The following is an 11736-nucleotide window of genomic DNA, read 5'->3' as shown; positions in this document are numbered from 1 at the left end:
ATAGGCAAATTATATGGCTGCGAACGAAAATCGCCTGGTCTGGCTCGATATGGAGATGACCGGGCTCGACCCTAGCAAAGAACGCATCATCGAAGTGGCCGTGGTGGTCACCGAACCGGACCTGACTGTTGTGGCCGAAGGTCCCGTGCTGGTCGTGCACCAGCCCGACAGTCTGCTGGATGCCATGGACAGCTGGAACAAGTCCACGCACGGTAAAAGCGGCCTGATCGACAAGGTCAAGGCATCCACCCTGAGCGAGGCTCAAGCCGAGCAAATGCTGCTGGATTTCCTGTCTCAGCATGTGCCTGCCGGGAAATCACCGCTGTGCGGCAATACCATCAGCCAGGATCGCCGCTTCATGTACGCCTACATGCCCAACCTGGAGCGTTTTTTCCACTACCGCAATCTGGATGTCAGCACCTTGAAAGAGCTGGCCCGCCGGTGGGTGCCTGCGGTGTACAAGGGCTTTGAAAAGAAAAGCAGGCACGAGGCGCTGGCGGATATTTACGAGTCCATCGACGAGTTGAAGTATTACCGTGAGCATTTCCTGAAGGTGTAGTGGTTCGAGCGTGTAGTGGTTCTTTAGGCGCCGGCGTTCGCCGTGTAAAAGGGGCACCGGCCCTATCGCACGGACTCGCCCCGTGAGCAGGGGGCTCGGTCCGCTGCGCGGACTAAATCCGTGCTCTACGGGCCGGTGCCCCTTTTACACGGCAAACGCCGGCTCGCGCTGTCTTCACATTACGGGTGATTCCACCGTGACGGGTATTGAGGGTGGTGACATGGCATCTGATTGAACGGTCGTTGCTTGCCATGCATACAGGCCCCGACCATGGTGAAATGCGTCACCCCTCGGACGATCATGGTGTGCCGCAAATCATGTTAGCACCCAGGCCAACAACAGCCAGCAACGACGGCCTGCCACTACTGTGAGTTCCTGCCGGGTGCCGGGAAGCCTCGCCGGGCCGTTGAGCGCGGATTTAGCCTCGCGCAGCGAGGCCGAGCCCCCTGCTCATGGGGCGAGTCCGCGCGATAGGCCCGGCGAGGCTTCCCGGCACCCGGCAGGAACGTCTAAATAGAGACACCGATTGCACGCCCGAGACACCGCTTGCCAGCACAACCCGCAACCCATCCACCATCGCTCGCCTAGACAGCTGGCCCCCCAAACCTCGCATACACCTCATCCGACAACGGCGTATACCGCTCGTTATCCTTGCCCGCCACAGCATCGAGATACTGTTCCGAAGCATCGAACAATTTCCAGTAGATCCTGCCGCATAGCTCCCGCGCGGCGTGGCCAGGCCATTGCTCGGGCAACATGGGCACCGGCAATTGCGGGTCGTGCAAGACAATGCGCCGCCACGTATGCAGCAGCAGCATCCGTGCAGCAAAGGCGTCGGCAGGCTCGGCGGGCTCGTTCAGCAGTTTGTCCAGCGGGCCCAGCTGATCGGAAAAGTGACGGTATTGCTCAGCCAACGCGTCCAGATTCCAGCATTGGGGGGCCAGGCTCGCGATAGGAAGCCCGCCTGCGCCAGCGAGGTCACGCCCCGCCAGAACGAGCGCCTTGTCGGGAATGCCGAGTTTTTCCAGGATTTCATGCGCCGTATGAGCGTCCGCCTGGGGGTGGGCGAACAGCCCTGGCGCAATCATGGCAAAGCCCTCCCACGTCAATTCGCGGCGCAGTTCGAGGCGTTCGGACAGGGCGTTGTTGCCCAGGCGGGGTAGGGCGACGAGGGTCCAGTCTCCATCCCATTGTGCGGACGGGCCGTCGTAGATGCGTTGCGAGGCGTGGGCGGTGCGGCGGCGGCCGAGTTCGGATAGCTGATACAGGCTGCGCCGTCCATGGCGCTCGGCCTGCAGCCAGCCTTGGGCTACCAGCCGGAATACGCTGGTGCGCAGCAAACGCTCGTTGATGCCCAGGGGTTCGAGCAGCTCGATGATGCCTCCCAGCCAGATGGCGCCGCCGTGGCATGCCAAGGCATCGCCCAGCAAGCTGACGCACAGCGATTTGGCACGGGGCGGGTCGTCTTTGAGCAGTCGGGCGACGTAGCGGCCGAGGGAAGAAGGGGTGTTTGCCATCGAAATCCAGGCCGGATATCAGAATGCTGGACATGATACACATTTTTAATGTGATACAAGAATTTCTTTGACAATTGATTTTGTGTATTAAATAATCGTCTTTAGCTGAGTCAGATAAACGATCGGTGCGAGCGCCTGCAGGCGCATGCGACCGTACAGGAGACGAACATGTATGCACAGCTAGTCGAAACCGGCGTCAAGCAGGTCCGCAATGTGGATGAACTTTCCGGTCCCGAGCAGGCCTTTCAACGCCGTGTCGATGAAGGCGTGCGCATCGAGCCCCAGGACTGGATGCCCGAGGCCTATCGCAAAACACTGATTCGGCAGATTTCGCAGCATGCACATTCCGAAATCGTCGGCATGCTGCCCGAGGGCAACTGGATCACACGCGCGCCATCGCTCAAGCGCAAGGCCATCTTGTTGGCCAAGGTGCAGGACGAGGCGGGGCATGGTCTGTATCTGTACAGCGCTGCCGAGACGCTGGGCGTATCGCGCGATGAGCTGGTCGACGATCTGCTGACGGGGCGCGCCAAGTACTCCAGCATTTTCAATTACCCCACTTTGTCGTGGGCCGATATCGGCATGATCGGCTGGCTGGTGGATGGCTCGGCCATCATCAATCAGATTCCGCTGTGCCGCTGCTCGTACGGCCCTTACGCACGTGCCATGGTGCGCGTCTGTAAGGAGGAGTCGTTTCATCAGCGGCAAGGCTATGACCTGCTGATTCAAATGTGCTTGCATGGCACGCCAGAGCAAAAAGCGATGTGTCAGGATGCCCTGAATCGCTGGTGGTGGCCGGCGCTGATGATGTTTGGTCCGTCTGACGCGGATTCGCCGAACAGCGCGCAATCGATGGCCTGGAAGATCAAGCTGTTTTCCAATGATGAGCTGCGTCAGAAAATGGTGGACCAGACTGTGCCCCAGGCCGAGTATCTGGGGCTGACGGTGCCCGATCCCGATCTGAAATGGGACGCCGAGCGCGGTCATTACGATTTTGGCGAGATCGATTGGAGCGAGTTTTATGCGGTCATCAAGGGTCATGGGCCCTGCAATCGCGAACGCCTGGCCGCCCGTCAAAAGGCCCATGAAGCGGGCGCCTGGGTGCGCGATGGCTTGGTGGCCTATGCCGAAAAGCAGGCGCAGCGCAAGGCAGCGTGACCGTAGCAACAGATAGACCGTCATGAATACGCAGGTTGTCGATGCGCGTGAAATGGCCCTAGGTCAGCGTTCGACGAGGTACGTGGCGGGCAGTGCGCGGCAACGCGATGCAGCAGTGAACGGGGATTCCCTTCACGAACATCACGCCGCTTGTCGGTAGCGGAATGATTTCAGGGCGGATGACGTGCCGCCCAATACTAAAGGACAGGCATCATGAGCAAGGAATGGCCGCTGTGGGAGGTCTTTATCCGCAGCCAGCACGGTCTGGCGCACAAGCATGTAGGCAGTTTGCATGCCTCGGATGCGGAGATGGCCATCAATCATGCACGCGACGTTTACACCCGTCGTAACGAAGGCCTCAGTATTTGGGTGGTGCGCGCGGCCGATATCGTGGCGAGCAGTCCGGCCGATAAAGAGCCGTTGTTCGATCCGGCCAACAACAAAGTCTATCGGCATCCCACGTTTTTCCCGATGCCCGACGAAATCAAGCACATGTGAGAGACGCGAGCATGGACAAGCCCTTTTTTGAGTATTTGCTGCGTCTGGGCGATACCACGTTGATCCTGTCGCAACGCCTGTCCGAGTGGTGCGGCCATGGGCCTGCACTGGAAGAGGACCTGGCGTTGACCAACACCGCGCTGGATTTGCTGGGGCAGTCGCGCATGTGGTTGACGCTGGCCGGCGAGATCGAGGGTGCGGGGCGCGACGAGGATGCGTTGGCCTATTTGCGTCATGCGCATGAGTTCCGGAATCTGATTCTGGTCGAACGGCCCAATGGACATTATGGTGACACGCTGGCACGCCAATTTTTCTTTGACGTGTGGCATTACTTTCTGCTGCAGCGCCTGACGCAGTCGACTGACGAGCGCGTGGTGGCTATCGCGGCAAAGTCGCTGAAAGAAGTCACCTATCACGTGCGCCGCTCGTCGGATCTGGTGGTGCGTCTAGGGGATGGCTCCGAGACCAGCCACACCAAGATGCAAGAGGCCATCGACGACGCATGGCGTTATACGGGTGAGCTGTTCGTTGACGATGACATCGATCACGACATGGTTGAACGCGGGATTTCCTGTGAGTTGGGCACGCTGCGTGGCCCCTGGCTGGCGCATGTGCGCGAGGTGTTGGCCGAGGCCACGTTGACGATGCCGGCCGAGGATGACGCTGGCCACCTGGCCTACCAAGGAGGGCGTCAAGGCCGTCATACCGAGGCGTTGAGCTACGTGCTGGCGGAAATGCAGTCGCTGCCCCGCGCGCATCCGGGAGCCGTCTGGTGAACGGCGTTGCGACCGCGTCGCCGAGCCAGGTCATGACCTGGCTCGAAGGCGTGCCCGATCCGGAGATCCCGGTATTGTCGGTGGTGGATCTGGGCGTGATACGCGAGGTGGCATGGGAAAACGGCACGTGCGTGGTCACCATTACACCTACGTATTCCGGTTGCCCCGCGATGCGGGAAATCTCGGAGGATATCCAACGGACGTTGGCGGATCACGGTGTCGCCGCGGTGCGCATACAGACGAGATTGTCCCCTGCCTGGACTACCGATTGGATGAGCGAACGTGGCCGGGCGGCGCTCAAGGGTTATGGCATCGCGGCGCCGGCTGAGCGTGCCATTGACGTATCCGGCATCAGCCGGCGCGCCGCCGGGCCGTTGATCGTGTGCCCGCACTGCGGCTCGTCGCAAACGCGACTGATCAGTCATTTCGGCTCGACCTCGTGCAAGGCGCTGTATCGCTGCAACGCGTGCCGCGAGCCGTTCGATTATTTCAAAACACACTGAACAGGGCCGGAGTACGCCATGAGTCAGAATTCTTTTCATTCTCTGCGGGTCTCTTCCGTGGCACGCAATACGCGCGATGCCGTGGTGGTGACGTTCGATTTGCCGCAGGCGCTGCAATCGCAGTTTGAGTTTCGTCCGGGACAGTATCTGACGCTGCGCACGGAGCTCGAGGGCGAAGAGCTGCGCCGTTCTTATTCGATTTGTTCGGCCCCGGGCGACGGTGTGTTGCGCGTCGCGATTAAAAAGGTCGATGACGGCGCATTCTCCAGCTGGGCCAATCACGCGTTGCAGGCTGGCCAGATGCTCGAGGTCATGCCGCCTGCCGGTAATTTCACGGTGGATTTTTCGCCAGAGCATCAGCGCCATTATGTCGCTTTTGCCGTGGGCAGTGGCATCACGCCGGTGTTTTCCTTGGTGAAAACCGCGCTGTCGACTGAGCCGCATAGCCGATTTACCTTGTTCTTTGGCAATCGTGCCTCATCGTCGGTGTTGTTCCGCGAGGAAATCGAGGACCTGAAAAACCTGTACATGGACAGGTTTTCCCTGGTCTACATCATGAGCCGCGAGAGCCAGGACATCGAGTTGTTCAATGGCCGGCTCGATGGCGACAAAGTCGACCAGCTTTTGTCCGCATGGATGCCTGCCGCCGATATTGATTATGCTTTTGTCTGTGGTCCGCAGACCATGATCGAGAGCGTGGTGCAGCATCTGCAGGATCGCGGCGTACCGAAATCTCAGATCAAATTCGAGCTGTTCGGCGCGCCGCGCGGACCACGAGCGTTGCGTACAGGCCGTGATACGCCCGCTGCCCCCGGAAAAGGGCAGTGCGAGGTCACGGTGGTGCAAGACGGCCACAGCCGCAGTTTTGTCATTCAGAAAAATAAAGACAGCGTCCTGGACTCGGCGCTGGAGCAGGGCATCGAATTGCCGTATTCCTGCAAAGGCGGAGTATGTTCGACGTGCCGCTGCAAGGTTATCGAAGGCGAGGTCGATATGGACGCGAATTTCGCGCTCGAGGATTATGAAGTCGCGCGCGGCTTTGTGCTGAGCTGCCAGAGCTTTCCTGTCAGTGACCGCCTCGTATTGGATTTTGATCAAGAAACTTGAATAACGCATTTATCCGGAGACCGCACGTGTCATTAGAATTTTTCGAGCGCCATCAGCCTGTGCTAGAGCGTGCCTTGGCCGCCGCTGCCGATCGTGGTTATTGGAGTCCGTTCGCCGAGTCGCCCAGTCCGCGCAATTATGGTGAGACTGCCAACGAGGATGGGCGCGCCGCTTTCGAAGCTTTGCGTGGCAAGCCTTTTCCGTTGGAACTGAAGGGGGCCGACGGGGCGGTGGGCGGCGAGCAATCGCCTTATGGTTTCGCCTTGGATATTACGTATCCGCGTGTGCCGCCGGCCGTGCTGGTACAGTCCGCCGCTCAAGCGTTCGAATCCTGGCGCCGTGCCGGGCCACGCACCTGGGTCGGGGTATCGCTGGAAATCCTGGCGCGGGTGAACCGGCGCAGTTTCGAGATCGCGCACGCGGTGCAGCACACCACGGGCCAGGGTTTTATGATGGCTTTTCAGGCGGGCGGTCCGCATGCACAGGACCGAGGCCTCGAGGCCGTGGCCTATGCCTGGCAGGAAATGGCGCGTATTCCCGATGTGGCGTTGTGGGAAAAACCCCAGGGCAAGAACGATCCCATCAAGATGGAAAAGCGTTTCACGGTAGTACCCCGTGGTACGGCGCTGGTGATCGGCTGCTCGACCTTTCCGACCTGGAACGGCTATCCGGGGTTGTTTGCCAGTCTGGCTACGGGCAACGTCGTGATCGTCAAGCCGCATCCCGGCGCCATTCTGCCGCTGGCGATCACGGTGCAGGTGGCGCGCGAGGTCCTGGCCGAGGCAGGCTTTGATCCCAATGTGGTGCAACTGGCCGCGCATGCCGCAGGCGACGATACCGCACAGCAATTGGCTCAGGATCCCTCCGTCAAGCTTATCGACTTTACCGGCAGCAGCGCCAACGGTAATTGGCTGGAGCAAAACGCTCGCCAAGCCCAGGTGTATACCGAGAAAGCAGGCGTCAACCAGATCATCATCGATTCGGCCGAGGACCTGAAAGGCGTGGTGCGCAACCTGGCTTTTTCGCTGGCCTTGTATTCGGGGCAGATGTGCACGGCGCCGCAAAATATCTACGTACCTCGCGATGGTATTAACACGGCAGAGGGGCACGTCAGTTTCGACGACGTCGCGGCCGCACTGGGAACGGCCGTAGGCAAGCTTTGCGCCGATCCTGCCAAGGCTGTGGAACTGACGGGGGCGATTCAGAACGAAGGCATCGTCCAACGCATCGAACAGGCACGCGCATTGGGCCTGCCCGTCGTGGTCGACAGTCAGTCGCTGACGCATCCTCAATTTGAAAACGCGCGGGTGCATACTCCGTTGGTGCTGCGTACCGATGCCAGCAATCCTGACATCAGCAAAGAATGGTTCGGGCCGATTGCTTTCGTTGTGGCGACGGACTCGACTGCACACAGTATTGAGCTGGCTCGCGATAGCGTGATCCAGCACGGCGCGCTGTCCTTTGGCGCCTACACGACAGACGACGACGTCGCGGCGCAGATCCAGGATGCGGCAGAGGTATCGGGTGTGGCGCTGTCGTTGAATCTGACGGGCGGCGTGTTCGTGAACCAGACCGCCGCCTTCAGCGATTTTCATGGCACAGGTGCCAACCCGGCGGCCAATGCGGCGTTGTCGGATTCGGCCTTTGTGTCCAACCGTTTTCGCGTTGTGCAGACGCGCCGTCACGTCTAACAGGAGCGGATTCCATGACCTATCAGAGCATTCTGTTCGATCTGTCTGGCGGCATCGCGCGTCTGACGCTGAATCGTCCCGACAAACTCAACAGCTTCACGGCTGCCATGCACGGCGAGGTGGCCGATGCACTGACCCGAGTCGAAAACGAGGGTGCACGTGTGTTGGTCCTGACGGGGGCGGGACGCGGGTTCTGCGCTGGCCAGGATCTGAGCGAGCGCCAGATGGCTGCCGACGGCATTCCTCCTGATCTGGGCGAGACGGTAGAGAAGTTCTACGCACCGCTGGTACGCCGTTTGAATGCGCTGCCTTCGCCCGTGGTCGTGGGCGTCAATGGTGTTGCGGCGGGGGCAGGGGCCAATCTAGCCTTTGCTGGCGACATCGTGATCGCCAAGGAGTCCGCCAGCTTCATCCAGTCGTTCTGCCGTCTCGGCTTGATCCCGGATACCGGCGGCACGTATGTGTTGCCTCGTCTGGTAGGACGTGCGCGCGCCATGGGATTGGCGATGTTGGGCGACAAGCTCACCGCTCGCCAGGCCCAGGACTGGGGCCTGATCTGGCAATGCGTGCCGGATACCGAATTCGAGGTGACATTGGACAAGCTGGCCACGCATTTTGCGTCGGCCCCGACACGCGGGCTGGCCAGCACGAAACAAGCCTTGCAAGTGAGTTTGCAAAATGATCTCTCGACGCAGTTGAACCTGGAGCGTGACTTGATGCGCGAGCTGGGGCGCAGTGCCGACTATGCCGAAGGCGTAGCCGCATTCATGGCCAAGCGCGAGCCGCAATTCAAAGGGCAGTGATTGCCGACGGCCCGGAAAGACCGGGGCTCCTATTTCATAGCAACCTAGATACGCTACTGACATGCACACTGGACTGACAACCTCTCCGGCATCGAATCAGGATCTTGATGTCCCTACCGATCCTCATGCGTTGGCGCAAGCGGTCGGAGACACGATGTACGCGGCTGATGCGGCGAGCCAGGGCCTGGGCATGCAGGTCGTCGAGATTGCGCCCGGCTATGCGCGACTGACGATGCCGGTCCGCCCAGACATGCTCAATGGCCATCAGACGTGTCATGGGGGCTTTTTGTTTTCCTTGGCGGACAGCGCCTTTGCTTTTTCATGCAACTCGCGCAATGTCAGTACAGTGGCCTCCGGCTGCACGATTGATTTTCTCGCGCCTGGATTTGCCGGAGACGTGTTGACGGCCGTGGCGCAAGAACGCTCGCTGGCCGGACGCACCGGGGTCTATGACGTCACCATCACGAATCAGGACGGCAAGCAACTGGCCCTGTTTCGCGGGCGTTCCTATCGCATCAAAGGCCAGATCGTGGGCGCCCCGCCAGAGCGTTGACGGTCATTCATACCCGGGTATTGCGGCCTCGCCATACTTGTTGATTACGTTGATAAAGCGGCGAGAAGCCGTACAGTATTTCAGGAGACAGCACCATGTCCAATACCGTGAGCAAGCCCGGACTGGATCCCATCGAACACGCGAGCCGCGACGAAATCGAGGCCCTACAGCTGCAGCGCCTGCAGTGGACGGTGACCCATGCCTATCAGAATGTGCCGCACTATAAACAGGCGTTCGATGCGGCAGGCGTGCATCCCGATGATCTGAAGCATCTGTCGGATATCGCCAAGTTTCCCTTTACGACCAAGAAAGATCTGCGCGACAACTATCCCTTTGGTCTGTTTGCCGTGCCGCGTGAAAGGGTGTCGCGCGTGCACGCGTCCAGCGGCACGACGGGCAAGCCCACGGTGGTGGGTTATACCGCGCAAGACCTGGATAATTGGGCCAATCTGGTGGCACGCTCGATTCGTGCGGCCGGCGGTAAAGCGGGCGATATCGTGCACGTGGCCTATGGCTATGGGCTATTCACTGGCGGGCTCGGGGCGCATTATGGAGCCGAGCGGCTAGGTTGCACGGTAATCCCCATGTCGGGCGGCCAAACCGAAAAGCAAGTGCAACTGATCAATGATTTCCGGCCGGACATCATCATGGTCACGCCTTCGTATTTCTGCAATATCCTCGAGGAACAACGCCGTCAGGGGATTGACCCGCGTCAGAGCTCGCTGCGTATCGGCATCTTTGGCGCCGAGCCCTGGACGGGGCAGATGCGCCAGGATATCGAAACCGAGGCGGCGATCGATGCTGTGGATATTTATGGATTGTCGGAAGTCATGGGGCCAGGCGTCGCCAGCGAATGCGTGGAAACCAAGGACGGTCCCGTGGTGTGGGAGGACCATTTCTACGCCGAGATCATCAATCCCGACACCGGTGAGCCCGTGGCCGATGGGGAGTCTGGCGAGTTGGTGTTCACGTCGCTGACCAAAGAAGCCATGCCCATCATCCGCTATCGAACCCGCGATCTGACGCGTCTGCTGCCGCCTACATCGCGCAGTATGCGCCGTATCGGCAAAATCACGGGCCGAAGCGACGACATGCTGATCGTACGTGGGGTAAACCTGTTTCCCACGCAGGTGGAGGAACAAGTCCTGAAGATCGCGCAACTGGCACCGCATTATCAGTTGGTGCTGACGCGCAGCGGACACCTCGACGAATTAGAGATCCTGACCGAGGTGCGTGACGAGTTTGCGAATTTGGCTGAGGCGGAGCGTGAGGCGCTAGGCAAGCAACTGCAGCATGCCGTCAAGTCGTACATAGGCGTGACCGCTCGGGTTCGCGTCGCAGAGTGCGGTTTTGTCGAGCGTACACTGACAGGTAAAGCGCGACGGGTGATTGATAAGCGGCCGCGTTGATTGATCCAGGCACTCTCGCGGAAACGGACCATGCCTTGAAAAACAAACCCTCCGGGGGGGCTGTCCCGGAGGGTTTTTCTTTAGTGTGAAAGCGAAGCTGCCGTTCGCTGTTCAAGGCTTGGCAGGGACGGGCCAAATCGCTTTTTGTGCCTGGTTGAACGTCGTATCGTATTCGACGGCGACGTTGACCTGTTTACGTATGGCTTTCCCTTCGTGCAGGATATCGGCGATCTTTTGTTCCTGAGCGATGAGCTCCGGCGTGAAGGCAATGAAACTGCCGCTGCGAATCTGGTATTCGAAGGCCGCTCGTTCGTCGGATATCTTCAGCTTATCTTTCAGCACTGCCAGGACTTCGTCACGATGTGCCTCGTGCCAGGGCCAGTAACCCGACAGTTTTCCGAAAAAGTCCTGCAGTGCGGCGGTTTTGGTCGGATCTTTCAGGACCGATGAGGTCGCCGTCCAGACCCCGAGCGCCGGAATGGCCGTCTCGCGGTCAGTCAATAGAATGTGGCCAGCCCCGGAGCGAATCGTGCTGAGCACCGGCGCCAGGCCTCCTGCATACACTTCGACTTGCCCCGAATTGAACGCCGCGGCCGAGGTGGCGCCGTCATTGAACTTGATGGGTTCGATGTCTTTCTCGGTCAGGCCGGCTTGCACCAGCGTAGCCAGATACTGGGCATGGTTATAGCCACCGTAGTTATAGCCGACTTTGTGTCCTTTGATTTGCTGTGGGCTGGTGATCTTGGTGTCACTGCGCACCGCTGTGATGAGCGGCGGAAAATCTTTCGAATACGCATTACGCCAGCCGGCTACGATACGCAGAGGAATCGTGTCGGCAGTCCATTCCGTGCGGGCATTGGCCTGTTCGATCGTCAGCGACGTGTCTCCCATGTGACCCAGATCGACGCGTCCCGCATAGAGCGCGGATAGATTCGCCGCAGGCCCGGTCAATAATACCCAATCCACCTTATAAGGTGAGCCGTTGAGGACGCCGGATTTCTCGACTAGCGCAGGAAATGCGGGGTCCTGATAGGCCACGGTCAGCGTCGTGCCCTGCAGCGCTGGCGCAGCCTGGGCGATAGTCGGTGGAGATACGGAGACGGCGGTAACGGCGACGGCCGCCGCTTGCAGGAGGGTGTTGAGGCGCATTCAGATGTGTGAT

The 11736-nt window shown here is 59.8% G+C and carries 12 protein-coding genes; 10 read left to right on the top strand and 2 right to left on the bottom strand.

The annotated features are described in order from the left end of the window. The first annotated feature begins 13 nt into the window (after nucleotides 1-13). Nucleotides 14-559 carry an oligoribonuclease gene (gene orn / locus ACYVI2_RS04690; RefSeq protein ID WP_415819498.1) on the top strand — a complete coding sequence of 182 codons (546 nt, stop codon included), beginning with the start codon at nucleotides 14-16 and terminating at the stop codon, nucleotides 557-559. A gap of 584 nt (nucleotides 560-1143) precedes the next feature. Here orn and paaX read toward each other — a convergent pair. Then, on the bottom strand, nucleotides 1144-2076 hold the full coding sequence (gene paaX, locus ACYVI2_RS04685) for a phenylacetic acid degradation operon negative regulatory protein PaaX (protein ID WP_415819497.1): 933 nt from the start codon (nucleotides 2074-2076) through the stop codon (nucleotides 1144-1146). Nucleotides 2077-2244: 168 nt separating this feature from the next. Here paaX and paaA point away from each other — a divergent pair, with 168 nt between their 5' ends. The 9 genes from paaA (at nucleotide 2245) to paaK (ending at nucleotide 10574) form a co-directional block, all read left to right on the top strand. Next, on the top strand, nucleotides 2245-3234 hold the full coding sequence (paaA, locus tag ACYVI2_RS04680; protein WP_415819496.1) for a 1,2-phenylacetyl-CoA epoxidase subunit PaaA: 990 nt from the start codon (nucleotides 2245-2247) through the stop codon (nucleotides 3232-3234). A 213-nt stretch (nucleotides 3235-3447) separates the two neighbouring features. After that, on the top strand, nucleotides 3448-3732 hold the full coding sequence (paaB, locus tag ACYVI2_RS04675; RefSeq protein ID WP_415819494.1) for a 1,2-phenylacetyl-CoA epoxidase subunit PaaB: 285 nt from the start codon (nucleotides 3448-3450) through the stop codon (nucleotides 3730-3732). Between the two features lie 11 nt (nucleotides 3733-3743). Next, a complete protein-coding gene (gene paaC / locus ACYVI2_RS04670) occupies nucleotides 3744-4508 on the top strand; it encodes a 1,2-phenylacetyl-CoA epoxidase subunit PaaC (protein ID WP_415819493.1) in 765 nt (254 codons plus the stop codon). A gap of 32 nt (nucleotides 4509-4540) precedes the next feature. Continuing rightward, a complete protein-coding gene (gene paaD / locus ACYVI2_RS04665; protein ID WP_415819492.1) occupies nucleotides 4541-5011 on the top strand; it encodes a 1,2-phenylacetyl-CoA epoxidase subunit PaaD in 471 nt (156 codons plus the stop codon). Nucleotides 5012-5029: 18 nt separating this feature from the next. Then, on the top strand, nucleotides 5030-6118 hold the full coding sequence (paaE, locus tag ACYVI2_RS04660) for a 1,2-phenylacetyl-CoA epoxidase subunit PaaE (protein ID WP_415819491.1): 1089 nt from the start codon (nucleotides 5030-5032) through the stop codon (nucleotides 6116-6118). Nucleotides 6119-6144: 26 nt separating this feature from the next. Continuing rightward, the gene (gene paaN, locus ACYVI2_RS04655) at nucleotides 6145-7809 is read left to right on the top strand and encodes a phenylacetic acid degradation protein PaaN (RefSeq protein ID WP_415819490.1); all 1665 of its coding nucleotides are present in this window, start codon (nucleotides 6145-6147) and stop codon (nucleotides 7807-7809) included. Nucleotides 7810-7823: 14 nt separating this feature from the next. Beyond that, entirely contained in the window at nucleotides 7824-8612 is a 789-nt protein-coding gene (paaG, locus tag ACYVI2_RS04650) for a 2-(1,2-epoxy-1,2-dihydrophenyl)acetyl-CoA isomerase PaaG (RefSeq protein ID WP_415819489.1), read from the top strand. A 61-nt stretch (nucleotides 8613-8673) separates the two neighbouring features. Then, the gene (paaI, locus tag ACYVI2_RS04645) at nucleotides 8674-9165 is read left to right on the top strand and encodes a hydroxyphenylacetyl-CoA thioesterase PaaI (protein WP_415819488.1); all 492 of its coding nucleotides are present in this window, start codon (nucleotides 8674-8676) and stop codon (nucleotides 9163-9165) included. Between the two features lie 95 nt (nucleotides 9166-9260). Then, nucleotides 9261-10574 (top strand): phenylacetate--CoA ligase PaaK, encoded by a 1314-nt coding sequence (gene paaK, locus ACYVI2_RS04640; protein ID WP_415819487.1) that lies wholly within the window; start codon nucleotides 9261-9263, stop codon nucleotides 10572-10574. A gap of 111 nt (nucleotides 10575-10685) precedes the next feature. Here the strand turns inward: paaK and ACYVI2_RS04635 are convergent, their stop codons facing one another. After that, nucleotides 10686-11723, bottom strand: a complete 1038-nt coding sequence (locus ACYVI2_RS04635) for an ABC transporter substrate-binding protein (protein WP_415819486.1) — start codon at nucleotides 11721-11723, stop codon at nucleotides 10686-10688. Nucleotides 11724-11736 lie beyond the last annotated feature (13 nt).

The sequence above is a fragment of the Bordetella tumbae genome (assembly GCF_054780995.1).
Note: the sequence above shows the minus strand (reverse complement) of the source record. Positions and strands in the feature narration are given on the sequence as shown.